The organism is Streptomyces sp. JLYT201, from assembly GCF_059448825.1.
The window spans coordinates 993,176-1,019,674 of sequence record NZ_CM182551.1 but is presented as its reverse complement, the minus strand read 5'-3'; the positions used below and the strand labels follow the sequence as shown (position 1 = coordinate 1,019,674).

Below are 26,499 nucleotides of genomic sequence, written 5' to 3'. Positions count from 1 at the left end.
GATCGTCTAAGGTGACCGGGTGAAGATCGCGCTCATGGACTCCGGCATCGGACTGCTCGCCGCGGCGGCCGCGGTGCGGCGCCTGGCACCCGGCGCCGATCTCGTCCTCTCCTCGGACCCCGACGGCATGCCCTGGGGCCCCCGCAGCACGGCGGACCTCACGGAGCGGTCCCTCGCGGTCGCCGCGGCCGCCGCCGCGCACCGCCCGGACGCGCTGATCGTGGCCTGCAACACCGCGACCGTGCACACGCTGCCCGCCCTGCGCGCCCGCTTCGAGCCGGGGCTGCCGGTCATCGGCACCGTCCCGGCGATCAAGCCCGCCGCGGCCGGGGGCGGACCCATCGCCATCTGGGCCACCCCCGCGACCACCGGCAGCCCCTACCAGCGCGGCCTCATCGAGGAGTTCGCCGACGGCGTCGACGTCACCGAGGTGCCCTGCCCCGGTCTGGCCGATGCCGTGCAGTGGGCCGACGAGGACGCCATCGACCGGACGATCGCGGCGGCTGCCGCCCTCACGCCGCCCGAGGTAAGGGCCGTCGTCCTGGGCTGCACCCATTACGAACTGGTTGCGGAGCGCATCCGCGCCGCCGTCCAGCGGGCTGACCGGCCGCCGCTGGTCCTGCACGGCTCGGCCGGCGCGGTCGCCGCCCAGACGCTGCGCCGCATCGGCGAGGTGCCCGGCGCGCGCCCGGCGGCCGGGGACGACCACGGCGGCGTCCGCGTGCTCCTCAGCGGGCGCGAGGCCGCCCTGCCGCCCGCCGCCCTGACGTACGCCGAGGGACGCCTCCTGGCGTCGTCGAGCCCGGCCCTGAAGGGCTGAGACCCGCGCCCGGCCCGCGGCGGTGGCCAAAAGGGCGCCCGTCCTGGCCGACGGCTGACCCCGCCCGTGCGGCCCAGCGAGCGGAACGCGCCGTGGTGGGCGCCTCGCACCACGGGAAACCTGGTGTTCGGGGTGTCCGGCCGGAGAGGTAACCCTCCGCGACGCGGTGCCTTCGCCGCGGATCGTGAGTAACCTCGACTCCATGACGGACCAAGCCCACGGCGAGCGGGCTGCCGCCGAGGATCAGCCCGAGATCTGGACCGGACGCGCGTCGAACCGCGTCCAGTGGCTGCTGGCCTGCGCCGGCGCCGCCTGCCTCGCGCTGGGCATCGACCTGGCCGTGGAGACGCTGTGGCCCTCGGGCGTCCTGCCGCTGGTCATGGCCATCGTCGGCTGCATCGCGGTCGGTCTGCTGATGCTCTTCGGCACGCTGGCGTTCGTCCACGTCGCGGTGAAGGTCGACAAGGAGTGCATGGAAGTGCGCTGCGGCCACATCGGCGTACCGCGCCGCCGCATCCCGCTCTCGCACGTCGTCGGCGCCGACTTCGCGCCCGCCGTCACCCCGCGGCACTGGGGCGGCTGGGGCTACCGCTGGCGGCCGGAGCAGGGCACCGCCGTCGTCGTGCGGCGCGGCGAGGGCGTCGTCCTGCGGCTCGGCGACGGCCACAAGTTCACGGTCACCGTGGACAACGCCGAGAGCGCGGTCCGCGTCATCCGCGACCACCTGCGGCCGACCCGCCCCACGCCGACGGTCTGACCGGCGCGTCCCTCACGGGAGGCGGTCGGCCTCCCCGCCCTGGGCCCGCCTGCCCTCAGGCAGCGGCCGTGCCGTCGCGATTCCCGCGAGCAGGCCCGCGCCCGCCGTCACGGACGTCACGCTCAGCGCGTTGCCCAGCGTGGCCACCGCCGCGACGGCGGTCAGGGCCGCGCCCGCCGTCAGGACGACCGCGGTGGAGCGCGGCGAGCGCCACAGCGCGAACAGGACCCAGCCGAAGGCCGCCGTGAGCAGCACGACACCGGTGAAGCCCTGCTCGGCGGCCTGCTGGAGCAGCGCCGAGTGCGGCTTGCCGTCCGGGAGCAGGCCCTCCGTCACGGTCGGTGACGCGTCCCCGAACCGCCCCGGGCCCACCCCGAACGCCGGATGCGCCCCCGCCAGATCCCCGGCGTCCCGCCACAGGCCCACCCGGTGCGGGCCCAGCTGGTCCTCCAGGGACGCGGCCAGGCCGCGGGGAAGCACCTCCTCGGCGACGGCCCAGGACGCCCCGGCCACCAGCACGGCGGCGAGGGCGAATCCCGCGAGGCCGAGGGCCCTGCGGGTCAGTGCCCCCGCGAGCGAACACAACAGGATCCCGACGCTGGCGAGGAAGCCCGCGGTGGAGCCGAGCAGCGCCGCACCGCACACGACACCGACGGCGGCGAGGCGCAGGCACAGCCGGAGCGCGGGACCGCGCGCCGCCCACGCCGCACAGCAGACCGCGCCCGCCGACAGGCTCAGGAGCGCGGCGGTGGCGCCGATGGGGCCGAGCGGCGAGGAACTGGCGGGGCCGGGCGTGACGTGCGGGGCCGCGGCGGCGAGGCAGACCCCCGCGAGCGCCCCGGCGCACGGCGCCGCCACCGGCAGGAGCGCTCCGGCGATGCGCCCGCCCGCGTATCCGGCGGCGACCGCGAGGATCGCGAGCAGCACGCCGTCCGGCCGCCCGCCGCCGACCCCCGAAGTGATCAGCGCCCAGGCCGCGCACGCCGCGAGGATCGCGAGACCGCTCGCGTCGGCCACCCCGTGCCGCTCCCCGGTCCGCTCGACCGCCACCGTCCCCGTCGACCCCAACCCGCCCCCCGAATGTCCGCGGGCCCCCGACGGGCCTGGCAGCGTGTTCCGGCCGCACGTCAGGGACTGCGGCACACCGTAGCGGCTGACGGCGTCGATTGTGGATGTCTTGCGCAGAAACGATCTAGCAAATGTGTGGAAGGGGCACCTGGGGCACCCGTGCGCGGGGGTCGACCGCGCTGTCCGCGCCCAGGTGGCGGGCCGTAGACTCCCCGAGTGACCGCCACCACCGCTCCCACCGAGACGTCGGAGCAGACCGAACCGCAGCCCGGACCGGAAACCCGCGCGGAGCGGGTACGGCGACGGCTGGTTCCGGCCGTCGCCGCGGTGCTCTCCGGCGTCCTGCTCTACCTCAGCTTCGCGCCGCGTGAGCTGTGGTGGCTCGCGCCCTTCGCGTTCGCGCTGCTCGGCTTCGTCCTGCACGGCCGGCGGGCCCGCTCCGGATTCCGCCTCGGCCTGCTGATGGGGCTCGGCTACTTCGTGCCGCTCCTGTCGTGGACGGGCGTCGACGTGGGGCCGCTGCCGTGGCTCGCCCTGGCCGTCGCCGAAGCGCTGTTCATCGGCCTCGCGGGCCTGGGCGTCGCCCTGGTGTCCCGCCTTCCGGTGTGGCCGGTGTGGGCCTCCGGCGTGTGGCTCCTGCTGGAGGCGGCGCGCTCGCGCTTCCCCTTCGAGGGCTTCCCCTGGGGCAAGGTCGCCTTCGGCCAGCCCACCGGTCTCTTCCTGCCCCTCGCCGCGCTCGGCGGGACGCCGCTGCTCGGCTTCGCCGTGGTCCTCAGCGGCTTCGGGCTCGCCGACGTCGTGCGCCGCCTGAGGGCCGCGCCCCGCGCCCGGGACCGCGCCGTGCTGACCGCGGCCGCGCTCACCGTCGCGCCCGTGGCCGCCGGGGCGGCCGCGCTGCCGCTGGTGTCCACCGCGGCGGAGCACGGCACCGCCACGGTCGCCGTCATCCAGGGCAACGTGCCGCGCATGGGCCTGGACTTCAACGCCCAGCGCCGGGCCGTGCTCGACCACCACGTCCGGGAGACGCTGCGCCTGGCCGCGAAGGTCAGGGCGGGCAAGGCCGAGCAGCCCGACCTGGTCCTGTGGCCGGAGAACTCCTCCGACATCGACCCGTTCGTCAACGCCGACGCCTACGCGGAGATCGACAAGGCGGCGAAGGCCATCGGCGCCCCCGTCTCCGTGGGCGCCGTCGTCGGGGCGAAGGACGGCAAGCCCCGCAACCGGCAGATCCTGTGGGACCCGAAGACGGGCCCCGGCGCCTCGTACGACAAGCGGCACCTCCAGCCGTTCGGCGAGTACATGCCCTACCGGAGCTTCTTCCGGATCTTCAGCTCCGACGTCGACCGCGCCGGTGTCTTCCAGCCCGGTACGAAGCCGGTCGTGTTCGACATGGCGGGGACCGAGGTCGGGCCCGTGACCTGCTACGAGGCGGCGTTCGACGACGTGGTGCGGGACCAGGTGCACCAGGGCGCGCAGATCCTGTCGGTGCCGAGCAACAACGCGACGTTCGAGCGCAGCCAGATGACGTACCAGCAGCTCGCCATCGACCGGGTGCGGGCCGTCGAGCACGGACGGGCCGTGATGGTGCCGGTGACCAGCGGGGTGAGCGCCGTGATCCGCCCGGACGGGACGGTCGCCCAGCGCACCGGGATGTTCACCGCGGAGTCGCTCGTCGCCCAGGTGCCCAAGCGCAGCTCGCTGACGCCCGCGACGCGGCTCGGGGTCTGGCCGGAGGTGTTTCTGGCCGGTCTCGGAGTGGCCGGAATCGGCTGGGTGATCGCGCGCAGGCGGACGGGCACCGGCAGTTAGGCTGCTGATCATGGCTACTCCAGACTTCATCAAGACCCTGCGCGCCGACGTGGGCCACCAGTTGCTGTGGCTCCCGGGAGTGACCGCGATCGTCTTCGACGACGAGGGCCGGGTGCTGCTCGGACGGCGCGCCGACAACGGCAAGTGGTCGGTGATCGGCGGCATCCCCGAGCCGGGGGAGCAGCCCGCCGAGTGCGCCGAGCGGGAGGTCTTCGAGGAGACGGCCGTGCGCTGCGTGGCCGAGCGGGTGGTCCTCGTGGAGACCCTGGAGCCCGTGACCTACCCCAACGGCGACGTCTGCCAGTTCATGGACATCACCGTCCGCTGCCGGGCCGTGGGCGGCGAGCCCCGCGTCAACGACGACGAGTCCCTCGAAGTCGCCTGGTTCGCCCTGGACCGGCTTCCCGAGCTGCACGAGACCGGTCTGTTCCGCATCAAGCAGGCCATGGCGGACGGACCCACCTGGTTCGCCCGCGGCTGAGCGGCGGCCGCACGCCCCGTGGTGGCCGCCCCGGACAGCGTGTAGCCTGCACGGACATTGACGGATGCTCTCCGCGCGGCGCCCCCGCGGCGTCGCCGAACCACTGAGGCAGGGACGGGAGTTGGGCCGGAAGGGCTATGGCGTCGTGCTGCGGGGGCTCGCCTGCGCGCTCCTCGTCTGGCAGGTCTGGCTCGTGTGGCACCTGAGCACGTACGACGCCACGAGCGCCGGGTGGTCCTGCTACGACGACGTGGGCTGCGGCAGCGACCAGCTGGTGGCCGTGGCGCCGGAGCTCGGCATCGGCGCAGACGTGCTGCTCGGCTTCGTCGCCGCCCGGTTCCTGCACCGCGCGACGGTGGGCGCGGTGATCGCGCTCAGCGCGCTCGCCGCCGCCGTGGGCTGGTACGACGCGCTGGCCGACGGCCGCGTCGCGTACGACACGGTCACCGACTACATGCTGCTCGCGCCGGTCGGTCGGCACTCCGTCGCGGCCTGGCTGACGTTCCTGTGGTCGGTGGCGGCCGTGGGCGGGCTCCTCGCCGCGTGGGGCGCCGTCGTGAGCCTGCGCAGGACCGCCGCGCTGCGCCGGGTGCGGGCCGGGTTCGCCACGGCCGAGGCTCGGTTGGAGGGGTGGCGGCCGGTGCGCGGCAGGCGCGGCGAGGTCACCGTCGTCTTCCACGACCGGCGGGGCGCGCGGCACGCCGTGCCGGTGGTCGTGGACCGCGTGGCCCTCGACCGGCCCGTCCTCGCGGTGTACGACACCGAGCGCCCGGCCGACCCCGAGCGCACCCGGGTCGCCGTGCCCCGGCAGCGGCTGCCCCGCTCCTCCTGAGCCGGGCCGCCCCGCGACGACCGGAGGTCCCGCCGCCGCGAAGCGGCCGGGTCCGCGCCGCCGGGCGCGGACCAGTAGCCTGAGGGCACGATGAACCGTTTGAGCACGTCATGGGGCGCGTACGACCTCACACGCTTCCCGGAGGACCCCCGCGACCAGCTGCGGGCCTGGTCCGCCGCCGACGCCTATCTGCTGCGCCACCTGGCGGGAGAGGAAGGTGGCGCGCCGGTCGCCCTCGACGGCACCGTGGCCGTGATCGGTGACCGCTGGGGCGCGCTGACCACGGTGCTCGCCGCGCACCGGCCCGTCCAGATCACCGACTCCTTCCTCGGCAGGCAGGCGACCCTCGCCAACCTGGAGCGGGCCGGGCACGCGCCGGACCCGGCCCGGCTGCTCACGACGCGGGACGCGCCGCCGGAGCGGGTGGACGTGCTCCTGGTCCGGGTGCCCAAGAGCCTCGCTCTCCTGGAGGACCAGCTGCACCGGATCGCCCCGTCCCTGCACGCGGGCACCGTCGTCGTCGGCACCGGCATGGTTACCGAGATCCACACCTCGACCCTCGATCTCTTCGAGCGGATCATCGGCCCGACCCGCACCTCGCTGGCCCGGCAGAAGGCCCGGCTGATCCACACCACGCCGGACCCGGAGCGGGCCCACGAGAGCGGTCCCTGGCCGCGCCGGTACGTCCTGCCCGCCGACTCCGGGGCGGGCGCGGGCCTGACCGCCGTCAACCACGCGGGCATCTTCTGCGCCGAGCGCCTCGACATCGGCACCCGGTTCTTCCTCCAGCACCTGCCCGCGAGCCACGGCGACGCCCACATCGTGGACCTGGGCTGCGGCAACGGCGTGCTCGGCACGGCCGCGGCGGTCGCCAACCCCGGGGCCCGGGTCACGTTCGTGGACGAGTCGTACCAGGCCGTCGCCTCGGCCGAGGCGACGTTCCAGGCCAACTCGGCCGCCGCGAAGGCGGAGTTCCTGGCCGGGGACGCGCTGACGGCGATGCCCGCCGCGTCCGTGGACCTCGTCCTGAACAACCCGCCCTTCCACAGCCACCAGGCCACGACCGACGCGACGGCCCAGCGCATGTTCCGCGGGGCCCGCGCCGCGCTGCGGCCCGGCGGTGAGCTGTGGGTCGTCGGCAACCGCCACCTCGGCTACCACGTACGGCTCAAGCGCCTCTTCGGCAACGTCGAAGTCGCCGCCAGCAACCGCAAGTTCGTGATCCTTCGGGCGGTACGGCGCCCATGACCGACGAGCTGTTCCCGCGCGAGCGCGGCGAGGTGGCCCCGGGCGCGGTGCACGTGCCCGGCTGGCTCGGCCCCGACCGCCAGCGGGAGCTCCTCGCCGCCTGCCGCGCCTGGGCGCGCCCGCCCGCGGGCCTGCGCACCGTCCACCTGCCGGGCGGCGGCACGATGACCGCCCGGCAGCTGTGCCTCGGCTGGCACTGGTATCCGTACGGCTACGCGCGCACCGTCGTCGACGGCGACGGCGCGCCGGTGAAGCCGATGCCCGCCTGGCTCGCGGAGCTGGGGCGCGCCGCGGTGCGGGACGCGTACGGAGACGACGGCGCGGACGGTGACGCCCCGCTCGCGTACGACATCGCGCTCGTCAACTACTACGACGCCGACGCCCGCATGGGCATGCACCGCGACAGCGACGAGAAGTCCGTCGCGCCGGTGGTGTCGCTGAGCCTCGGGGACGCGTGCGTCTTCCGGTTCGGCAACACCGAGACGCGTTCGCGGCCGTACACGGACGTCGAGCTGCGCAGCGGTGACCTGGTGGTGTTCGGCGGCCCGTCCCGTCTCGCGTACCACGGCGTGCCGAAGATCCACGCCGGTACGGCGCCGCCGGGGCTCGGCCTGACGGGGCGGCTGAACGTCACGCTGCGGGTGGGCGGGCTCGGCTGAGGCGCCGCCCCGGTCAGTCGGCCAGCTCGTCGGCGGCGTCCTTGATCCGCAGGGTGAGTTCGGTGATCTGGTTGTAGATGGAGCGGCGCTCCGCCATCAGCGCGCGGATCTTGCGGTCCGCGTGGTCCACGGTGCTCGGGTCGCTCCGCTTGAAGAGCTCGCGGATCTTCGGCCGCGACATGTCGGTCAGCTCGCAGCACAGGTACATGGCGATCTGGCGTGCCGTCACCAGGACCCGGCTGCGCGACGTGCCGCACAAGTCGCCCTCGGCCAGGCCGAAGTAGTCGGAGGTCACGGCGATGATCAACTGCCCGACCCGCTCCCCGCGCGACGGCCCGCGGTCGGGGACCAGGTCCTTGAGGACGATCTCGGTCAGGCCGAGGTCCACCGGCTGCCGGTTGAGGTTGGCGAACGCGGTCACCCGGTTCAGGGCGCCCTCCAGCTCGCGGATGTTGCGCAGGGTGCGGGTGGCGATGAACTCGAGCACCTCCGGCGGGGTGTCGAGCCCGTCCGCGACGGCCTTGCGGCGCAGGAGCGCGACGCGCGTCTCCAGCTCGGGCGGATTGACGTGGGTGATCAGGCCCCACTCCAGACGGCTGCGCATCCAGTCCTCGAGGTTCGGCAGCTGCTTGGGCGGCCGGTCGGAGGAGAGCACGATCTGCTTCCCGGCCTTGTGGAGCGCGTTGAAGGTGTGGAAGAACTCCTCGCGCGTCGACCTGTGGTGCATCAGGAAGTAGAGGTCGTCGACCAGCAGGACGTCCGCGTTCCGGTACTCGCCCTGGGGCTTGAAGTCCTCCGCGTGCACGTAGCGGACGCGGAGGCCGGGGTGCAGAGCGTGTACGTAGTGCGCGGTGGCGTGCAGCAGGTGCGTCTTGCCGATCCCCGAAGCGCCGTAGATGTACAGGGGGTTGTACGCGCGGCCGGGTCGCTTGGCGGCGGCGAGGGCGGCCGCGTTGGCGAAGCGGTTGGAGGCGCCGACGATGAAGGTGTCGAAGACGAAGCCGGGGTTGAGCCATCCGGGGTGGGTCTTCCCGCCGGGCGTACGGGGGCGTGACCGGGGCGCCGCCGCCGCGGCGGGGCCGGTGTCCGGGAAGCCGTCCTCGGGCTCCTCGCGGCTCTCCTCGGGGCGGGGCGCGGCGTCACTCTCGTCGTCCTGCCCGTGCTCCTCGGCAGTGATCAGCTGGCGCTCCAGCTCCTCGCAGCGCTCCTCCGCCTCGACGCGGCGGGCATGGGCCTCGCGGAGCTCCTCGCCGAGCGCCTCCACCTGCTGGATGAGGGACTGCCGTTCCCTGCGGAGCCCGGCGAGCTGGTCCTCGTACAGTTCGAGCACCGCGTCCGTGTCGGCGTGCTCGCGGCTCTGGTGTGCCCGCAGCTGTCCGATCTGTACCTCCAGGTCCGCCGCGCGGTGTTGCGCGTCGACCAACGCCCCTTCGAGCGCGCGGACCAGAGCCGCCGAGCGGGTGGACTGCCGGTCGGCCTCGGCCAGTTGGTCCTCGAGGAGCTGCACCCGGTGCAGCGGGGAGCCGTTGCGGGCCAGGGCCTCGCGGTGCAGCCGGCGGAGCAGCTCCATGGCCTCGGGCGTGGGCGTGCGGCCCTGGTGCTCGGCCACGTCGTGGAAGAGGGAGTTGATGAACTCCCAGGTGGGGACGCGGGTCCCGTTGAGGAAGCGGGACAGGGACCCGGCGTCCCAGCTCCGCCGGGCCGCGTACCGGCGGACGCTGAGACCGAGCCCGTCGAAGAGGGAGCGCAGCGCCTCGGCGAGCGCCCGCGACTCGTCGGGAAGCTCCCCGCCCAGCGGCACGAGGCTGCCCATGCCCCCTCCTTGTGTTCCCTGTCGGCTGCTGTCGCCCGGTGTTGCGACACGTGGCAACTGTGCCGCCTACCGCAACACCCCGCACCCCCAACAGTCTGATTGCTGCCTGACGCAACATCAGGCAGTAGTCACTACAAGGGATTTCAGAGAGGCTCAGCGATGCACCTTCCACGGCGGCGAACCGATCTCGCCGTATTCCTCGCGGTCCTGGGGACCGGAGTCGTCCTCGTCCGGTGCGGGATCGAGGCCGAGGCGGTGTCCACGGTCGCGATCGGGCTCTCCACGCTGTACGCCGCCTGGCAGCGCCAGGACGGCGCGCCACGGCCCCCGGCCGAGCGGGGCACGGCCGACCCGCGCGCGTCCGAACGCCGTGAGTAGCCGCGGGGGCCCTAGGCGAGGTGGAACACCAGGCCGAGCGAGCGCCGCAGGCCCGAGCGGACCGTGCTCACGCCGTGCCGGACCGGGGCCGCCGACCAGCCGCGGGCGGAGCGCACCGGGCGGTCACGGGTGGTGAAGACCAGGCCGTGCCCCTGGGGGAGCACGGTGACGGTGCCCCGGGACTGGGCGCGGGGGCGCTGTTCGACGAGCAGGAACTCGCCGCCGGTGTAGTCGTCGCCGTGGACGTCGAGGCCGATGACGACCTGAAGCGGGAAGACCAGGTCGCCGAAGAGGTCGCGGTGCAGCGCGTTCCAGTCGCCCGCCTCGTAGCGCAGCAGGATCTGCGAGGACTGGGACTGGCCCCCCGCGCGGCACCGGTCGAGCCACTCGTCGAGGCTGTCGGGCCACGGGGCGGGGCGGCCGAGGCGGGCCGCCCAGTCCCGGGCGAGCGGCAGGAGCGCGGGGTAGAGCGCGGCGTGCAGCTCGGCGACCGGGCGCGGCAGGTCGTGGCCGAAGTAGCGGTACTGGCCGGAGCCGAAGCGGTGCCGTGCCATGTCGACGGTCTTGCGGAACAGCTCCGTCTCGTCGTACAGGGCGGCGATCGACCGGCACGCCTCGGGGTCCAGGAGCCGGGGGGTGAGGGCGCAGCCGTGGGCGTCGAGCTCGGCGGCGGCACCGGCCCAGTCCGTGGCGGCGACCCGGGCGGCGGGCCCGTCGGTGGTGGGCGCGGCCCTGGTCATGCCGCCTCCAGGTCCAGGAGCCGCCGCTTGCGGTCCAGGCCGCCCGCGTAGCCGGTCAGCGAGCCGTCCGCGCCGATCACGCGGTGGCAGGGGCGCACCACGAGCAGCGGGTTGCGGCCGATGGCGGTGCCCAGGGCGCGGACGGCGGCGCGCGACAGGCCGAGCCGCGCGGCGAGCGCCCCGTACGTGGTGGTGGTGCCGTACGGCACGGAGTCCAGGGCGTCCCAGACCCTGCGCTGGAAGTCCGTGCCTGACCCGGTGGCGTACTCGATGTCGAACTGCGTCAGCGCGCCCGCGAAGTACGCGCGCAGCTGGTCGGTGATCGCGGCGAACGCCTCGTCGTCACGGACCCAGTCGTCCAGGACGGCCACGGCGCCCTTCTGCCCCGGCATGGAGAGCGACGCGAGTGCCGTGCCGCCCTTGGCGGTGGCCGAGGGCTCGCCGACGAGCAGCAGTTCGCCCAGCGGGCTGTCCAGTGTGGTGTAGACGGTCATCGCGCCGGTCCTCTCCGAGGGGTTCGAGATCGCCTCCGGTGGCCCGGAGGGGATCGGGGGAGCGTGTCCCTGTGATCAGTGTGCGTCGCGCGCGAAGTCGCGGCTGGCGGTTTTCGGACACGGCGGTCACGGGGCCCTGCGCACGTCGGAGGACCGGCGGCCGAGCGCGGCGGCGAGGACCCGCGCGGTGCGGGCCGCCGGGGGCGTCCGGGCGGTCCGTGGCGGCGGCGAGAAGTCATCGGTCACGCGTGCGCCCGGGGATAACCTGCCGCTCCGGCCGGTAGTGATCAAGTGGGGAAAGGTCCGAGGGGCAGCCCGTTCTAGCCTTGTGCCGACCGAAGGGTGGGGATGATGGACGTACCGAACGTCGTCGGGGACTGGCAGGAGTACCAGTCCGACGAACTGGCAGGGCTGCGCGTGCGGGTGCACGGCCTCAAGCGGGCCACTCCCAAGCGCGGCCGGGACGATGACGCCAAGGGCCTGACCTACGTCGCCTTCGACGTCACCTTCGAGAACCGCGGTTCCGAGTTCGTCACCATCGATCTGCACGACCATCCGTGGCACTTCGACGTGCGCGTGGGCCGCGACGGCCACGGCGCGTTCGTCGACGAGTACGGCTCGGTGGTCATCCGGGACTTCAATCTGTATCCGCAGCGCCGCGTCACGGCGACCCTCTACGCGGCGGCGCCCGTGACCAAGCTCAAGCAGGTGGACGTCCAGGTCAGCCCGCGCCTCGACGGCGAGCCGTCGTTCGGCTACGTGTGGGTCGGCGGCCTCGGGGTGCACGAGGCGTCGACGCGCGCGGGCGCCCGGGCGTCCACGGCCAAGGCGGGCGTGGCCAGCGAGGTGGAGCGGTTCCTCCAGGACAAGGCGCAGGGGGAGTGAGGCCCTGCGGGGGCGGCCGTCGGGTGCGGGGCGGGACCCCGCCCCGGCCCGTCCGGCCGGTGTGAGCTGCGTCCCGCCCATTGTGCAACTAGTTGCATAAGGGATGGGGCTGGCCTACAACTGTCCTGACGACTTCGCGCACCCGTGGACGAAAGAGGCCGCATGGACTCCCCGAGCCGCTACCCGCATCTGCTCAGCCCGCTCGACCTGGGCTTCACCACGCTGCCCAACCGGGTCCTCATGGGCTCCATGCACGTGGGCCTCGAAGAGGCGCCGGGCGGGTTCGCGCGCATGGCCGAGTTCTACGCGACCCGGGCGCGCGGCGGCGTCGGCCTCATCGTCACCGGCGGCATCGCGCCGAACGAGGAGGGGCGCCCCTGGGAGGGCGGCGCCAAGCTCACCACCGAGGCCGAGGCCGAGCAGCACGCGCCGATCACCGCCGCCGTGCACCGCGAGGGCGGCCGGATCGCGATGCAGATCCTGCACTTCGGGCGGTACGCCTACCACGCCGACCTGGTCGCGTCGAGCGCGCTCCAGGCACCGATCAGCCCGTTCCCGCCCCGCGCCCTGACGGACGACGAGGTCGAGCGGACCATCGAGGACTTCGTCCGCACCGCCGAACTCGCCCGGCACGCGGGCTACGACGGCGTCGAGATCATGGGCTCCGAGGGCTATCTGATCAACGAGTTCATCGCGGCCCCCACCAACCGGCGGACCGACCGCTGGGGCGGTGCCTACGAGAACCGCATCCGCTTCCCCGTCGAGATCGTGCGGCGCACGCGCGAGCGCCTCGGCGAGGACTTCATCATCGTCTACCGCCTGTCCATGCTGGACCTCGTGCCCGGCGGCTCCACGCTCGACGAGGTCGTCCTGCTCGCCAAGGAGATCGAGGCCGCGGGCGCCAGCATCATCAACACCGGCATCGGCTGGCACGAGGCCCGCGTGCCCACCATCGCGACCTCCGTGCCGCGCGGCGCCTACACCTTCGTCACCCAGAAGGTCATGGGCGAGGTGTCCGTGCCGCTGGTGACGACCAACCGCATCAACACCCCCGAGCTCGCCGAGCAGTTGCTCGCCGACGGCGCCGCCGACATGGTCTCCCTGGCCCGCCCGCTGCTCGCCGACCCGGACTTCGTGGCCAAGGCGCGCCAGGGGCAGCCCGACGCCATCAACACCTGCATCGGCTGCAACCAGGCCTGCCTCGACCACACCTTCAACCTCCAGATCACCTCCTGCCTGGTGAACCCGCGCGCCTGCCACGAGACGGAGCTCGTCCTCGCGCCGACCCGCCGCACCAAGCGCGTCGCCGTCGTCGGCGCGGGCCCCGCCGGGCTCGCCTGCGCCGTCTCTGCCGCCGAGCGCGGCCACGACGTGACGCTCTACGACGCCGCGGCCGAGATCGGCGGCCAGCTGAACGTGGCCCGCAAGGTCCCCGGCAAGCAGGAGTTCGACGAGACGCTGCGCTACTACCGCACCCAGCTCGACCTGCGCGGTGTGGACGTACGGCTGAACACCCACGTCACGGTGGACCGGCTCACCGGCGCCGGGTACGACGAGGTGGTGGTCGCCACCGGCGTCACGCCCCGCACCCCGGACATCCCCGGCGTCGACCACCCGAGCGTCGTCGGCTACCTGGACGTGCTGCGCGACGGCGCGCCCGTCGGCGACCGGGTCGCGATCGTCGGCGCGGGCGGCATCGGCTTCGACGTCGCCGAGTACCTCACCGACAGCGGCGACAAGGCCGCCCTGGACCCGGCCACGTACTTCAAGCACTGGGGCGTCGACATGGACTACCGGGAGCGCGGCGGGCTGACCGCGCCCGAGCGGCCGCTCTCGCCGCGCACCGTCCACCTCGTCCAGCGCAAGACGTCCAAGGTCGGCGGCGGCCTCGGCAAGACCACCGGCTGGATCCACCGCGCCGAGCTGCGCCACCGGGGCGTCGAGATGGTCGCGGGCGCCCGCTACGACCGCATCGACGACGAGGGCCTGCACCTCACGGTCGACGGCGCCGCGCGCACCATCCCCGTGGACACGGTCGTGCTGTGCACCGGCCAGGAACCCCGGCGCGACCTGTACGAGGCCCTGCTCGCCGCGGGGGTGAGCGCGCACCTCATCGGCGGCGCCGACGTCGCGGCCGAGCTGGACGCCAAGCGCGCCATCAAGCAGGGCACGGAGCTGGCCGCCGCGCTGTGAGCGGGCCGGGCGCGGCCGGACGCCCGGCCGCGCCGCGTCCCTAGGATGCCCGCATGTCACTGCCGCACGCGATCCTCACCGCCCTGCTGGAGAAGCCGTCGTCGGGCCTGGAGCTGACCCGGCGCTTCGACCGGTCCATCGGCTACTTCTGGTCCGCCACGCACCAGCAGATCTACCGCGACCTCGGCAGGCTGGAGCGGGACGGGCTGATCCGCGCGCTGCCCGCCGCGACGGCGAGCCGCGGCCAGAAGAAGCAGTACGAGGTGCTGCCCGAGGGCCGCGCCGAGCTGTCCCGCTGGACCGCGGCGGGCCAGGACCCCAAGCCGATGCGCGACGCGCTGCTCCTGCGGCTGCGGGCGGCGGCCGTCGTCGGCACGGCCGGCATCGAGGAGGACCTGCGCCGCCACCTCGTACTCCACCGGCGTCAGTTGGCGGAGTACGAGGAGATCGAGCGCCGCGACTTCCCGCCCGGCAGCGACGCGGTCGAGGACCGGCTGCGGCACCTGGTGCTGCGGGCCGGGATCGACCTGGAGACGTTCTGGACGCGGTGGCTGGCCCGGGCGCTCGACGAACTGGCAGCGCCCCGGCCCGACGGCCGCTCAGCCCGCGCGGACGAGGTCCACGACCGTGCGGGTGAGGCCTGACGCGCGGCCTGACGCGGCGGTCGTCAAGGCCCGGTGAGGGTCGCCGCCGTCGGGTCCCAGTCCTCGGGCAGCGGCGCCGGGGGAACGACCTGGGTGGCGAGCGAGGTGAACGCCGACCGCTCGGCGGACTCGGTGATCGCCGTCATGGTCTGGAGGACGTGCAGGGCCAGGGCGCCCGACGCGCGGTGCGTGCTCTGGGTGTCGGGCGTGATCCGCCCCGCCCCGGCGCGGATCGCGCGGGCCATGTCCAGGACGCCGAGGCCGCGGCCGTCCGTCCGGCCGCGGACGGGCAGCTCGCGCCAGTCGTCGGAGCCGTTCGGCCGCAGCCGCAGCGGGCCGCGGAAGGTGTTCGGGTCCGGCACGGCGAGGGTGCCCTCCGTGCCGGTGACCTCGAAGCGGATGCGAGGCAGTGCGCTGTCGAAGCTGAACGTCGCGTTGGCGCTCGCTCCCGAGGAGAACGCGAGCAGCGCGCTCACGTGCGTCGGCACGTCGACCGGGAACGACTGCCCGGCCCTCGCGCCCGAGCCGACCGTGCGCCGCGCGCGGGCCCGCGCCGCCGTCGCCGCGACCCTCGACACGGAGCCGAACAGCGCCACCAGGGCCGTCAGATAGTACGGGCCGACGTCGAACAGGGGCCCCGCGCCCGGCTGGTAGAAGAACGCCGGGTCCGGGTGCCAGGATTCCGGGCCCAGGCTCTGCACCGCCGTCGTCGCCGCCACGGGCGTGCCGATGTGACCCGCCCGGACGGCACGGAGGGCCGACTGCAGGCCCGCGCCGAGGAACGTGTCCGGGGCGCCGCCGAGCAGCAGCCCGCGTTCGGACGCGTCGGCGATGAGCTTCTCCGCCTCCACGGGCGTCGGCGTCAGGGGCTTCTCGCCGTACACGTGCTTGCCCGCGCGCAGCGCCGCGGCCGCGACCTGTGCGTGCGCCGCGGGCACCGTCAGGTTCACCACGAGCTCCACGTCCGGCTCCGCGAGGACGGTGGGCACGTCGCCGTGCAGCGGTAGGCCGTGGGTGCGGGCCGCGGCGGCCGCCCGTTCCCGGTCGAGGTCCGCGACGGCGAGGAGCCGCACGTCGGGGAAGCGGCCCAGGGTCCGCAGGTACTCCGCGCTGATGACGCCCGCGCCGACGACCGCGACGCCGACCGGGTCCGCGCTCACGCCGCCTCCAGGGCGCTGACGTAGACGCGGCTCGCGGCCAGCTCGCCGAGCAGGTCGCCCGCGCACGCGTCGAACTCGACCACCCGCCAGGCGTCCGGGGCCGCCGCGAGGACCTCGGGCACCGGCATGGTGCCGCCGCCGACGGCGACGTTCGGGTCGTCCTTGGTGCCGGGGCCGTCCTTGAGGTGCAGGGCCTCCACGCGGTCGCCGAGGCGGCCGAGGAGCGCGGGCACGTCCGCGCCGCCGACCGCCGCCCAATAGGTGTCGACCTCCAGGAACACGTCCGGGTCGAGCAGCCCGGCGAGCACGTCGAGGGCGTGTTCGCCGTCGAGCCGCGGCTCCACCTCCCACCAGTGGTTGTGGTAGCCGAGCCGCAGCCCGTGCCGGGCGGCCCGGCGGGCGAGGGAGTTGAGGCGGTCCGCGACCCGGGCGAGCCCGTCGCGCGTCGTGAAGTCCTCGTGCGGGAAGCCCGCGGGGACGACGGCGAGACCGGTGCCGAGCGCGGCGACGGCGTCGAAGACGGGGCCCGGGTCCCCGGCCAGGGCGTGGCCGACGTGCGCGCCCGAGACGGCGAGGCCGACGCCTTCGGCGATCCGGGCGAGCCCCGGCGCGTCGTCGGTCACGTCGAAGGCCTCCACCGCGCCGTACCCCATCGCCGCGAGGCGCTCCAGCGTCCCCGCCCGGTCGGCGGCGAGCTCGTCGCGCACGGAGTACAGCTGGACGCTGAGCGGTCGTGGCATGGCGGCCCTCCCAGTCGGCTGGGAGGACGGTAAGGCGCGCGGGCCGCGTGAACAAGGGCGCCGGGGGCACGAGGAGGACCGGCCCCTACGACGGCAGGCCGGGCCCGAGGGCCCGGCCTGCCGCGGTTCGGGGAGCCGGACCGGCTGCCCGGCTCCAAGGGGAAGGGGTGTCAGAAGCGGCCGCGGACCGTACGGCGGCGCAGGTACCAGGCGCCGCCGCCCAGGGCCGAGACGACCAGGGCGCCGCCCGCGGCGAGCGTGACCGTGCCGTAGTCCTCGACCGCGCCGCCGAAGCCGCCGCGTACCCCGCGTGCGGGGGCCGTCGTCGACGACGCCGTCGGCGCGCCCGAGACCGTGACGGTCTGCGAGCCCGCCGTCGAACCGTCCTGACAGATCACCACGACCGTATGGGTGCCGGCCGTCACGTTCTGCCAGGAGGCGCTGCCGCCCGCCAGGTCCACCTGCCGGCCCTGGGCGAAGTCGGCCGCGCCGTTGCTCAGCAGCGCGGCCTTGCCCCCGCTGGGACAGGCGGCCGTGGTGGCCTGCACGGTGGTGCCGTTGACGGTCACGGTGATCCCCGGTGCCGCGAGCGCCGCGGGGGCGCTCAGGGCCAGGGGAAGCGCGACGGCGGCGACGGTCAGGCCGGAGCGAAGGGATATCCGGTGAATACGCATGAGTCTGCCCTCCGGCGGCACGGGAGGCGGTACGTTCCGTGCGCCGCCGCGATGGGGGAGCGCCCGTGCTGCCTGACGACGAGCCAACGTGCCGTCGGGCCGCGCCGCATGCGGACTGCCTCCGGGCAGGTGACGGGATCCTTCGTCCGGCCGACGGCTGACCGGTCGTCACCAGGACGGGGCCGCCTGCAGCAGCCTGTCACGCACGAGCAGGACGTGCGGGTTGCGCGGCGTGCCCGGGCGCTGCGCCAGGTAGCCGGTGTTGATCGGCGGGTCCTCCGGAAGGAGCAGCGGCACCAGCGTGCCCGCGGCCAGCTCCTCCAGACACAGGTAGCGCGGCAGGACCGAGATCCCCGCCCCGGCCGCGACCGCCGAGCGGACCCCGCGCAGGTCCGGCACCGTCAGGGCGGGCCGCGCGGTCAGGCGCTCGCCGAAGACGTGCCACCAGTAGCGGCGGGCGATCGGCAGGTCGTCGGCGTACGCGACGAGCGGCACCCCGCGCAGCGCGGCGGCACCGTCGGCCGCGACGCGCTCCGGGCCGATCCGCCGCGCCCACGCGGGCGAGGCGACGAGCACGAACTCCTCGTCGGCGAGCGGCACCGCGCTGAGCGTGCGGCCGCGCAGCCGCATCGTGGAGATCACCAGGTCGAAGCGGCCGCCGCGCAGCCCGTCGAGGAGCTCGTCGGTCAGGCCCATGGTGACCCGGAGGCGAACCCCCTGGTCGGTGAGCGGGGCGAGCGCGGGCAGGACCCGGGTGCACACCAGCTCGGCGGGGCCCGCCAGGTGCACCGGGTCCGGCGTCCGCTCGGTGGCGAGCGGCCCGCGGTCGGCCACCGCGGCCAGGGCGTCCAGGGGCCCCGCCACCTGGATGGCCAGTTCGTCGGCGACCGACGTGGGCACGGCCCCGCGCGGCCGCCGTTCGAACAGCTCCCGGCCCAACTGCTTTTCCAGGGAGCGGACTTGCGTCGTCACCGTCGGCTGGGACAGGCCGAGCAGTCGCGCGGCCGCGGTGAACGAACCGGAGCGGTGCACCGCGAGGAAGGTGCGCAGCAGCGACAGGTCGAGCGGCGCGCGGGGCGGCTGCGAGGCGCTCACGCCCTCGACCCCAGTGCCATCGGAATTCCTATGGGCCATGCCGGAGATCCTATTGGCTCTCTATGGGAGGCGGGTCTACGGTCGAGGTCTGGACGCACTGACACTTCGCGTACGAAACGTCAGTCCGTGCGGGAGCGGAACCGTGCGGCAGCGGGTCCGCACAGCAGTGGATCCGCGCGGCAGCAGATCCGTGCGGCACAGATCCGCGTGGCACAGATCCGCGTGGCAGCAGAGGAGACAGGCATGGCGAAGATCCTGATGGTGGTGACCGGCTCCGCCGTATGGACGCTGGCGGACGGCACCGCGCACCCGAGCGGCTACTGGGCCGAGGAGGTCTCGGCCCCCTGGCAGGCCTTCACCGCGGCGGGGCACGAGGTGGTGGTCGCCACGCCCGGCGGCGTCGTACCGACGATGGACCCCGCGAGCCTCGCGCCCGAGCTGAACGGCGGCCAGGAGAACGCCGACGCGATCGCCGCCGACCTGGCGCGCGTCACCGCCCTGCGGCAGCCCGTCGCCCTGGAGGACGTGCGGCTCGACGAGTACGGCGCCGTGTTCTACCCGGGCGGCCACGGACCGATGGAGGACCTCGCGGTGCACACCGCCTCCGGCGCCCTGCTGGGCGACGTCCTCGCGTCCGGCAAGCCGCTCGGCATCGTCTGCCACGGCCCGGCGGCCCTGCTCGCCACCGCCGACGAACAGGGCGGATCGCCCTTCGCGGGCTACCGCGTCACGGCCTTCACCAATGCTGAGGAGGCCCAGTCCGGCTTCGCGGACCGTGCGCCGTGGCTGCTCCAGGACCGGCTGGTGGCGCTCGGCGTCGACTTCCAGGAGGGGCAGCCGTGGGCTCCGTACGTGGTGGCCGACCGCAATCTGTACACCGGCCAGAATCCGGCGTCGGCCGCGCCGCTGGCCGCCGAGATCGTGAAGGCGCTGGGCTGACCGTGGCCGCCGACCGGCTCTCCGAGACCCTCGACGCGACGTACGCGTGCCTGAGCAGGTACGGCGTGCGGCGGACCACAGTGGACGACATCGCCCGTGAGATGGGGGTCTCACGGTCGGCGGTCTACCAGTACGTGCGCGGCAAGGACGACGCGGTCCGCAAGCTCGCCATGCGCCTGCACGACCGGGCGCTCGCACGGGCCGAGGCCGCCGCCGTCGCCGCGGTCCCGCCCGCCGAGCGCGTCCACGGCATCCTCGCGGCGAAGCTGGACCTGGTCCTCGACCTCACCGGCCGCTCCCCGCACGCCGTGGAACTCCTCGACCCGGGCGCACGACTCTCCGGCGACATCTGCGACGCGTTCACGGCCCGGCTGCGGGCGCTCCTGACGGAGCAGTTCACGGCGGCGGACCGTGAAGCGGCGCCAGGCCGTGAAGCGGCGCCAGGCCGTGAAGCGGCGCCAGGCCGTGAAGCGGCGCCAGGCCGTGAAGCGGCGCCAGGCCGTGAAGCGGCGCCAGGCCGTGAAGCGGCGCCAGGCCGTGAAGCGGCGCCAGGCCGGGAAACGGCGACGGTCCGTGCAGCGGCAGCACCCGGTCAAGTCCGTGAGGCGGCGGCACCCGGTCAAACGGCCGCGGGCCCCGACGCCGCCCGCGCCGACCCGGGAGAGCCCGCCGCCCCGGCCCCCGGCCCCGCCCCGACGCCCGCGCAATGCGCCGACATCTGCCTCGCCCTCGTCGTCGGCCTCGAAACCGCGCCCGACGCGGCCCGCCTGCTGCGACCCGCCACGGACGCCCTGCTCACGGGGCTGCTGCCACACCGCACCCCACCGCTCCGACCCCTCCAGAGGACCTCATGAACGCCCCCGCCCCCGCCGCCCCCTCGGCTCCCGCCGACTCCTCGGCCCTCGTCGCCCGGCTGCGCGCGACCTTCCGCACCGGCCGCACCCGCCCCCTCGACTGGCGCGAGCACCAGCTCACCCGGCTGCGGGCGCTGCTCACCGAGCACCGCGACGACTTCGCCGACGCGCTCCACGCGGACCTCGGCAAGCCCCGCGCCGAGGCCTACCGCTCCGAAGTGGACTTCTCGGTCCGCGAGATCGACCACACCCTGGAGCACCTGGAGGAGTGGCTGCGCCCGCAGGACGTCGACGTGCGCGGCGTCTTCGGCGAGGCGGCGCGCGCCGGTACGCAGTACGACCCGCTCGGCGTCGTCTTGGTGATCGCGCCCTGGAACTACCCCGCCCAGCTCCTCCTCGTGCCCATCGCCGGGGCGCTCGCCGCGGGCAACGCGGTGGTCGTCAAGCCCAGCGAGCTGGCCCCCGCCACCTCCGCGCTGATCGCCGAGCTGCTGCCGCGGTACCTGGACACCGACGCCGTGGCCGTCGTCGAGGGCGGGGTGCCCGAGACCACGGCTCTGCTCGCGCAGCGCTTCGACCACATCTTCTACACCGGCAACGGCACCGTGGGCCGCATCGTCATGCGGGCCGCCGCCGAGCACCTCACGCCGGTCACGCTCGAACTCGGCGGCAAGTCACCGGTGTTCGTCGACGCGGGCGTCGACACCGCGGAGACCGCACGGCGCCTGGCCCGCGCCAAGTTCGCGAACGCGGGCCAGACCTGCGTGGCGCCCGACTACGTCCTCACCGACCCGGACACCGCCCGCGCGCTCGCGGCCGACCTGGCCGAGGCGGTCGAGGAGCTGTACGGGCCTGACCCGGCGGCGTCGGACGCGTACGGGCGCATCGTCAACGAACGGCACTTCGACCGGCTGTCCGCGCTGCTCGGCTCGGGCCGCGTCGTCACCGGCGGGCAGAGCGACCGGGCCGCGAAGTACATCGCGCCGACCGTGCTCGCCGGGGTGCGGCCCGACGAACCGGTCATGCGGGAGGAGATCTTCGGACCCGTCCTGCCGATCGTCGAGGTGGCGGACCTGGACGAGGCCATCGCGTTCATCAACGACCGGGACAAGCCGCTGGCCCTGTACGCCTTCACCGACTCGGCGGCCACGCGCGAGCGCATCGCCGCGCAGACGTCGTCGGGAGGGCTCGGCTTCGGGCTGCCGATGGCTCATCTCTCGGTCCCCGAGCTGCCGTTCGGCGGGGTCGGCGAGAGCGGCATGGGCGCTTACCACGGGCCGCACTCGATCGCGGTCTTCAGCCACCGCAAGGCGCGCCTGGACGTGCCGCTCGGCTCCTGAGGCCGTCTGAGACGGTCTGGGACGGTCTGGGAGCTTCTGGGCCTCCGGAGAGCCCGGGGTTGTCCCTGGCCTGGCTCTCCGGGGCTCACCGTCCCTCGGGCGGCGGCACCAGTCCGTCGGCGACGAGGCCCGCGTACACCGCCCGCCCGAGGGACTCCACGGCCGACTGCGGCCGCACCATCACCGTGAACTCCTTGATCCGGCCGTCCTCGTCGACGTGCAGCAGGTCGATCCCGTGGATCTCCTTGCCGCCGACGGTCGCCCGGAAGAGCAGCACCGCCGAAGGGGCCTCGGTTCCGTCGGCGCTCGTCTGGGACGTGCCCTCGAAGGACCCGACGTACCGGAAGTCCTCGAAGGTGCGAAGGAGCACGCCGAACAGGCCGAGCACCATCTCGCGGCCCTCGAAGGGGCGGAACTTCACCGGGCTGTAGAAGCGCACGTCCGGAGTGAACAGGTCGTCCAGGGCGGCGAGTTCGCGCTTCTCGACGGCGGCGCGGAAGCGGTCGGCGGCGGCTGCGGCAGGGTGCGCGGTCACGGTGGAACCTCCTGAGGGACTGTGGGCGGCGTCACCGGGGCCGGGCCCCGGTCTCCATAGTCAAGAATCTGACTAGTCAGATCGTTGACTATGATGGGGGAGCCGACCGGCAAAGGGAAGAGGCGGCGAGGAGAAGGGGAGGCGGTGGCTCATGGCCCTGCGGCACGCGGTGCTCGCGGCACTGCTCGACGGCGAGTTCAGCGGCTATCAGCTCGCCAAGGGGTTCGACATCGGCGTCGCCAACTTCTGGCACGCGCTGCCGCAGCAGCTGTACGCCGAGCTGGCGCGCCTGGAGGGCGAAGGCCTGGTCGCCGGGCGCGAGGTGGTGCAGGAAGGGCGGCCGAACAAGCGGCTCTTCACGGTGACGGACGCGGGCGTCGCCGAGCTGGAGCGGTTCGCGGCGGACACTGCCAAACCGTCGTTCATCCGCGACGACCTGCTGGTCAAGGTGCAGGCCGTGGACGGGGTCGACGCGACCCCGGTGATCGCGCAGCTCCGGGAGCGCGCCCGGGTCGCCGAGGCCAAGACCGAGGTCCTCACCGCGCTCCTGCGACGGCTGCGCGGCGACCTGGACGAGGAGGAGTTCCTGCGCACGGGCCGGCGGATCGGACCGTATCTGACGTGTCTGCGCGGGCTCGCCTTCGAGCGGGAGACGCGCGCGTGGTGCGAGCGGTCGGCGGACCTGCTGGCGGCGCGGGGCGAGGGGGCCGTGCGGCGGGGGAGCGGCCGGGCCGAGGCCTGAGGCGGCCCCCCGGCCGAGGCCTGAGGCGGCCGTCCCCGAGGCCGCGCGCCTTGCCCGGGAGTACGGCCCGCGATGCCCTTGCGCGGGCCCTTCGCCGTGTAGTCGGCTATGCCCCATGAGGAGCACGCGAAGCACGAGGCGGACGAGAAGCACACGAGGCACAGGGACGACAGGGGCCGCAAAGGGCCTGCGGAGGACCGGCGTTGCCACCGCGGCCGCCGCGCTCGTCGCGGGCTCGCTCTGGGCGGGGACACCCGCCGTGCACGCCGAGGACGGCACCGAGGGGCGGGCGTCGGCCACGGGCCTCGGCGTCGACCTCGACACGGTGACGATCCCGCAGCTCCAGGCGCGGATGGCGAAGGGAGCGCTGACCTCGAAGGCGCTGACCTCCGCCTATCTGCGGCGGATCGACACGGTCGACCCCGAGATCAACGCCGTCCTGCGCACCGACCCGACGGCCCTGCGCCAGGCGGCCGCGAGCGACGAGCGGCACCGCGCGGGCCGCGCCCTCGGCCCGCTCGACGGCATCCCGGTCCTGCTCAAGGACAACGTGGACACCCGCGGCATGCCCACGACGGCCGGGTCGCTCGCCCTCGCCGGAAGCCCGCCGGACGCCGACGCACCGCTGGTGAAGCGGCTGCGGAAGGCCGGGGCGGTGATCCTCGGCAAGACCAATCTGTCCGAGTGGGCCAACTTCCGCGCGGCCAGGCCGACCTCCGGGTGGTCGGCGGTGGGCGGCCAGACCCACAACCCGTACGTCCTGGACCGCAATCCGTGCGGGTCCTCCGCCGGTTCGGGCGCGGCCCTCGCGGCGTCCCTCGCCCAGGTGGCCATCGGCACCGAGACGGACGGCTCCATCGTGTGCCCGGCCGGGATGAACGGCGTGGTCGGCCTCAAGCCCAGCCTGGGCGTGGTCAGCGAGTCCGGCGTGGTCCCGATCTCCGCCGAGCAGGACACGGCGGGGCCGATGGCGCGCAACGTCGTCGACACCGCGCTCACGCTCGCCGTCCTCAGCGGCGGCGAGGGTGCCCGCCCGTCCGCGTCCCGGGGCCTCAAGGACGCGGGCGTGCGCCCGGGCAGCCTGCGCGGCCAGCGCATCGGCCTGTGGCGGCTGCCCGAGCTCGGCCCGGACGTGGACGCCGTGATGACGCGCACCGCCCGCAAGCTGCGGACCGCCGGGGCCGAGGTCGTCGAGGTGACGCCGCCGTACCAGAAGCGGCTCGCGGAGCTTGAGTTCCCGGCGCTGCTCAGCGAGTTCCACCGCGACATCGACGCCTACCTCGGCACCCGCAAGGGCCCGCGCGACCTCGCGGGTCTGATCGAGTTCAACCGCACCCACCCCGCGGAGCAGACCTGCTTCGCCGGGCAGGAGCTGTTCGAGCAGGCGCTCGCGGCGCCGCCCACCACCGACCCCGCCTACCGGGCCATGCGCGCGGAGCTGAAGGACCTCTCCCGGCGCTCGATCGACGAGACCCTGGCCGCCCACGACCTCGACGCCATCGCCGCGCCGACGAACCCGCCCGCCTGGACCACCGACTGCAAGCGGGGCGACAACGACGTCATCCCGTCCTCCACCCCGGCGGCCGTCGCCGGCTACCCGTCCCTTTCGGTGCCCGCAGGGTTCGTGAAGGAGCTGCCCGTCGGCGTGCTCCTGACCGCGGGCCACCACCAGGACGCGCGACTCCTGTCGCTGGGCGCCGCGGTGGAGCAGCGCCTGCACGCCTGGCGCGCCCCGCGCTACCTGCCGACGATCGACTCCGGCAGCACCCGCTGAGACCGTGCGGTCGCCCCACGCGTGGCGACCGCACGCCCCTCACGGTGCCGGTCCGCACCGGCTCGCTGCCGCTCGCTCACCGCGTGGTGACCGTGCGCCGGGCCGAGAAGGCGCCCCAGGTGCCGTCGGGCAGCTTGGCGCGCAGCCGCACGCGGTGCGTCTCGCCGGGCTTCTTGCCCACGTAGAAGCTGTGCTTCATGCGGCCCTGCGGGACCGTGCCGCCGAAGACGAGGGAGGTGGCGCTCTCCCCGTCGAGATGGATCTGATACTCCGTCACCGAGCCGCCGGTGTGCGGCGGCTTCCAGGACAGGTCGATGTAGTACGCCCCGTCCTTGAGGTGCGTCGTCGCGCGGAGGTCCGCCGGCGCGGTGCCGCGCCCGCTGTCCTTGCTGCCCGACGTCGTCACGCGCGCGGAGGGACTCGCGGGCGAGAAGTTGTCGGCGGCGTCCCGCGCCTTCACGCTGAACGTGTACGTCCGGCCCGGCCGCAGCCCCGTGACGAGCGTGTCCGTGGTGCCGCCGCCCACACTGTGGATCTTTGTCGTGCCCTGGTAGATCTCGTACGAGGCCACGCTCCTGTTGTCCTTCGACGCTCCCCACGACAGGGTCGCGGCGTGCCCGCCCTCGGCCTCGCCGCGCAGGGTGCGCGGACGCGAGGGCGCCTCGGTGTCGGCCGCGACCGCGGCGGGCGTGGTGACCGTCAGCTTCTTGCTGTCCGCGCTGAGGTTCCCGTCGGCGTCGCGGGCCCGGACGGAGAAGGTGTACGTGGCGGACGGCTTGAGCCCGGTGATGTCGACCATGTGCTGCGCGGCCGGGACGCGCTTGACCCGGGTGGCGCCCCGGTACACCTCGTACCCGTCGATCTCGGCGCGGCCGGCGGACCGGTTCCACATCACGTGCACGGACGTGGCGCTGCCCGCCTGCGCGGTGACCCCGCGCGGCGCGTCCGGCGGCGCCGCGCCCCCGCCCTCCTCACCGCCCCAGGCGCAGGCGCTCAGCAGACAGGCGACGGTGACGGTGAGACAGACGGGCGGCAGATGGCGGGTGTGGGGGGTCCGTCGCACGGGTGTGCCTTCCACTCGACGGCAATTGGTCCGGACCAATTTGTCAGGCGTGACCGGGGCACATCAAGAGGTGCGGCGGATCGACCACCGCGCCGGACGTCAGAGCCAGCCCTCCGGCAAGGCGGCCCCGGCCGCCCGGAGGTGCCGCAGGGCCGCCGCGAAGGAGTAGCAGTCGAAGAGCGCCGCATGCTCCCGCCCGGCGGCGGGCCTGGGCAGCCCGAGCACCTGCCACAGCCGCCCCACGTTCACCCCGGTCGTCGTCGGCGCCAGGGCGTTGATCCAGGGCCGCACGTTCACGAAGGGGGTGTCGAGACAGCTGCCGGCGATCCGCTCGCCGCGCGCCCGCGCCCAGCCCGCGTTCTCCCCGACGACGACCATGTCGTTGCCGTACGAGAGCGCGGTCCTGCCCTTGCAGAACCCCAGGAAGTCACCGATCGCCCGGGCGGGGGCAAGGCCCTTACGGTCGACCTCCTCCTGCTCGATCCCGGTGAGCTCGGTGAAGAACGCCGAGAGCCGCGGATTGACCACCGGCCGCACCAGCACCTCGTACTCCTCCACGACCGAGAGGTCCGCGTCCAGCCGCAGCGCCCCGATCTGCACGATCTCCCGCAACTGCCCGGGACCCGACCAGTCGTTCTCGAGCGCTCCTGGCCACGTGGTGAACTCCAGGTCGAAAACCACGAAGGTGGACACAGTGCCGTTCTCCTCGCCCTGCGGGAAGGCCGCGCGCCGACGCGGCCGGGGTGCCCATCATCGCGGTCC

At 74.4% G+C, this 26,499-nt stretch carries 27 protein-coding genes; 16 read left to right on the top strand and 11 right to left on the bottom strand.

From position 1 onward, the window contains the following. Positions 1-19 precede the first annotated feature (19 nt). Together AC5WAM_RS04340 and AC5WAM_RS04335 are read left to right on the top strand one after the other, a co-directional pair. A complete protein-coding gene (locus AC5WAM_RS04340; RefSeq protein WP_495521636.1) occupies positions 20-820 on the top strand; it encodes a glutamate racemase in 801 nt (266 codons plus the stop codon). Positions 821-1,022: 202 nt separating this feature from the next. Continuing rightward, positions 1,023-1,577, top strand: coding sequence for a hypothetical protein (locus AC5WAM_RS04335; RefSeq protein ID WP_495521635.1), 555 nt, complete (start codon positions 1,023-1,025; stop codon positions 1,575-1,577). Between the two features lie 12 nt (positions 1,578-1,589). Here AC5WAM_RS04335 and AC5WAM_RS04330 read toward each other — a convergent pair whose 3' ends face one another. Continuing rightward, positions 1,590-2,594, bottom strand: a complete 1,005-nt coding sequence (locus AC5WAM_RS04330) for an O-antigen ligase family protein (protein WP_366794805.1) — start codon at positions 2,592-2,594, stop codon at positions 1,590-1,592. Positions 2,595-2,861: 267 nt separating this feature from the next. On the opposite strand from AC5WAM_RS04330, the gene lnt reads away from it, so the two are divergent. The 5 genes from lnt to AC5WAM_RS04305 all read left to right on the top strand — a co-directional run bounded on the left by lnt (position 2,862) and on the right by AC5WAM_RS04305 (position 7,674). Further along, positions 2,862-4,454, top strand: a complete 1,593-nt coding sequence (gene lnt / locus AC5WAM_RS04325; protein ID WP_495521634.1) for an apolipoprotein N-acyltransferase — start codon at positions 2,862-2,864, stop codon at positions 4,452-4,454. Positions 4,455-4,464: 10 nt separating this feature from the next. Then, positions 4,465-4,935, top strand: coding sequence for an NUDIX hydrolase (locus AC5WAM_RS04320; protein ID WP_138964618.1), 471 nt, complete (start codon positions 4,465-4,467; stop codon positions 4,933-4,935). Between the two features lie 64 nt (positions 4,936-4,999). Further along, positions 5,000-5,767 (top strand): hypothetical protein, encoded by a 768-nt coding sequence (locus tag AC5WAM_RS04315; protein ID WP_495521633.1) that lies wholly within the window; start codon positions 5,000-5,002, stop codon positions 5,765-5,767. A 90-nt stretch (positions 5,768-5,857) separates the two neighbouring features. Beyond that, positions 5,858-7,015 carry a methyltransferase gene (locus AC5WAM_RS04310; protein ID WP_366794809.1) on the top strand — a complete coding sequence of 386 codons (1,158 nt, stop codon included), beginning with the start codon at positions 5,858-5,860 and terminating at the stop codon, positions 7,013-7,015. Next, positions 7,012-7,674, top strand: a complete 663-nt coding sequence (locus AC5WAM_RS04305; protein ID WP_495521632.1) for an alpha-ketoglutarate-dependent dioxygenase AlkB family protein — start codon at positions 7,012-7,014, stop codon at positions 7,672-7,674. The genes AC5WAM_RS04310 and AC5WAM_RS04305 overlap by 4 nt, the downstream gene beginning before the upstream one ends. Positions 7,675-7,687: 13 nt before the next feature. Here AC5WAM_RS04305 and dnaA read toward each other — a convergent pair whose 3' ends face one another. After that, entirely contained in the window at positions 7,688-9,487 is a 1,800-nt protein-coding gene (gene dnaA / locus AC5WAM_RS04300; protein ID WP_495521631.1) for a chromosomal replication initiator protein DnaA, read from the bottom strand. A 159-nt stretch (positions 9,488-9,646) separates the two neighbouring features. Here dnaA and AC5WAM_RS04295 point away from each other — a divergent pair, with 159 nt between their 5' ends. Continuing rightward, entirely contained in the window at positions 9,647-9,865 is a 219-nt protein-coding gene (locus AC5WAM_RS04295; protein WP_366794812.1) for a hypothetical protein, read from the top strand. An 11-nt stretch (positions 9,866-9,876) separates the two neighbouring features. On the opposite strand, the gene AC5WAM_RS04290 is transcribed toward AC5WAM_RS04295, so the two are convergent. After that, positions 9,877-10,605, bottom strand: a complete 729-nt coding sequence (locus AC5WAM_RS04290; protein WP_495521630.1) for a 2OG-Fe(II) oxygenase — start codon at positions 10,603-10,605, stop codon at positions 9,877-9,879. Next, positions 10,602-11,099: a methylated-DNA--[protein]-cysteine S-methyltransferase gene (locus tag AC5WAM_RS04285; RefSeq protein WP_366794814.1), complete on the bottom strand. Its 498-nt coding sequence runs from the start codon at positions 11,097-11,099 to the stop codon at positions 10,602-10,604. Before AC5WAM_RS04285 ends, AC5WAM_RS04290 begins: the two co-directional genes overlap by 4 nt. 351 nt (positions 11,100-11,450) lie before the next feature. Here AC5WAM_RS04285 and AC5WAM_RS04280 point away from each other — a divergent pair, with 351 nt between their 5' ends. The 3 genes from AC5WAM_RS04280 (at position 11,451) to AC5WAM_RS04270 (ending at position 14,821) form a co-directional block, all read left to right on the top strand. Continuing rightward, positions 11,451-11,984, top strand: a complete 534-nt coding sequence (locus AC5WAM_RS04280) for a hypothetical protein (protein WP_138964632.1) — start codon at positions 11,451-11,453, stop codon at positions 11,982-11,984. A gap of 162 nt (positions 11,985-12,146) precedes the next feature. After that, on the top strand, positions 12,147-14,177 hold the full coding sequence (locus tag AC5WAM_RS04275; RefSeq protein WP_495521629.1) for an FAD-dependent oxidoreductase: 2,031 nt from the start codon (positions 12,147-12,149) through the stop codon (positions 14,175-14,177). Between the two features lie 53 nt (positions 14,178-14,230). Next, positions 14,231-14,821 (top strand): PadR family transcriptional regulator, encoded by a 591-nt coding sequence (locus AC5WAM_RS04270; protein ID WP_495521628.1) that lies wholly within the window; start codon positions 14,231-14,233, stop codon positions 14,819-14,821. A gap of 23 nt (positions 14,822-14,844) precedes the next feature. On the opposite strand, the gene AC5WAM_RS04265 is transcribed toward AC5WAM_RS04270, so the two are convergent. The 4 genes from AC5WAM_RS04265 to AC5WAM_RS04250 form a co-directional block, all read right to left on the bottom strand. After that, positions 14,845-15,981 carry a Gfo/Idh/MocA family protein gene (locus AC5WAM_RS04265; protein ID WP_495521627.1) on the bottom strand — a complete coding sequence of 379 codons (1,137 nt, stop codon included), beginning with the start codon at positions 15,979-15,981 and terminating at the stop codon, positions 14,845-14,847. After that, on the bottom strand, positions 15,978-16,721 hold the full coding sequence (locus tag AC5WAM_RS04260) for a sugar phosphate isomerase/epimerase family protein (RefSeq protein WP_495521626.1): 744 nt from the start codon (positions 16,719-16,721) through the stop codon (positions 15,978-15,980). The genes AC5WAM_RS04265 and AC5WAM_RS04260 overlap by 4 nt, the downstream gene beginning before the upstream one ends. Before the next feature lie 170 nt (positions 16,722-16,891). Further along, the gene (locus AC5WAM_RS04255; protein WP_495521625.1) at positions 16,892-17,395 is read right to left on the bottom strand and encodes a hypothetical protein; all 504 of its coding nucleotides are present in this window, start codon (positions 17,393-17,395) and stop codon (positions 16,892-16,894) included. Positions 17,396-17,563: 168 nt separating this feature from the next. Continuing rightward, a complete protein-coding gene (locus AC5WAM_RS04250) occupies positions 17,564-18,529 on the bottom strand; it encodes a LysR family transcriptional regulator (RefSeq protein WP_495521624.1) in 966 nt (321 codons plus the stop codon). A 204-nt stretch (positions 18,530-18,733) separates the two neighbouring features. On the opposite strand from AC5WAM_RS04250, the gene AC5WAM_RS04245 reads away from it, so the two are divergent. The 3 genes from AC5WAM_RS04245 to AC5WAM_RS04235 are packed head-to-tail and all read left to right on the top strand — an operon-like array spanning position 18,734 to position 21,623. Continuing rightward, on the top strand, positions 18,734-19,429 hold the full coding sequence (locus tag AC5WAM_RS04245) for a type 1 glutamine amidotransferase domain-containing protein (protein WP_495521623.1): 696 nt from the start codon (positions 18,734-18,736) through the stop codon (positions 19,427-19,429). A 2-nt stretch (positions 19,430-19,431) separates the two neighbouring features. Further along, complete coding sequence (locus tag AC5WAM_RS04240) at positions 19,432-20,283, top strand: TetR/AcrR family transcriptional regulator (RefSeq protein ID WP_495521622.1); 852 nt, start codon at positions 19,432-19,434, stop codon at positions 20,281-20,283. Beyond that, complete coding sequence (locus AC5WAM_RS04235; RefSeq protein ID WP_495521621.1) at positions 20,280-21,623, top strand: aldehyde dehydrogenase family protein; 1,344 nt, start codon at positions 20,280-20,282, stop codon at positions 21,621-21,623. The genes AC5WAM_RS04240 and AC5WAM_RS04235 overlap by 4 nt, the downstream gene beginning before the upstream one ends. A gap of 85 nt (positions 21,624-21,708) precedes the next feature. Here the strand turns inward: AC5WAM_RS04235 and AC5WAM_RS04230 are convergent, their stop codons facing one another. Further along, entirely contained in the window at positions 21,709-22,158 is a 450-nt protein-coding gene (locus AC5WAM_RS04230) for a nuclear transport factor 2 family protein (protein WP_495521620.1), read from the bottom strand. 151 nt (positions 22,159-22,309) lie between these two features. Here AC5WAM_RS04230 and AC5WAM_RS04225 point away from each other — a divergent pair, with 151 nt between their 5' ends. Together AC5WAM_RS04225 and AC5WAM_RS04220 are read left to right on the top strand one after the other, a co-directional pair. Continuing rightward, positions 22,310-22,900: a PadR family transcriptional regulator gene (locus AC5WAM_RS04225; protein ID WP_366794826.1), complete on the top strand. Its 591-nt coding sequence runs from the start codon at positions 22,310-22,312 to the stop codon at positions 22,898-22,900. 259 nt (positions 22,901-23,159) lie between these two features. Next, positions 23,160-24,674 (top strand): amidase, encoded by a 1,515-nt coding sequence (locus AC5WAM_RS04220; protein WP_495521619.1) that lies wholly within the window; start codon positions 23,160-23,162, stop codon positions 24,672-24,674. A 76-nt stretch (positions 24,675-24,750) separates the two neighbouring features. On the opposite strand, the gene AC5WAM_RS04215 is transcribed toward AC5WAM_RS04220, so the two are convergent. Further along, positions 24,751-25,737, bottom strand: a complete 987-nt coding sequence (locus tag AC5WAM_RS04215) for a fibronectin type III domain-containing protein (RefSeq protein ID WP_495521618.1) — start codon at positions 25,735-25,737, stop codon at positions 24,751-24,753. A 99-nt stretch (positions 25,738-25,836) separates the two neighbouring features. Then, positions 25,837-26,430: an exonuclease domain-containing protein gene (locus tag AC5WAM_RS04210; protein ID WP_366794828.1), complete on the bottom strand. Its 594-nt coding sequence runs from the start codon at positions 26,428-26,430 to the stop codon at positions 25,837-25,839. Positions 26,431-26,499 lie beyond the last annotated feature (69 nt).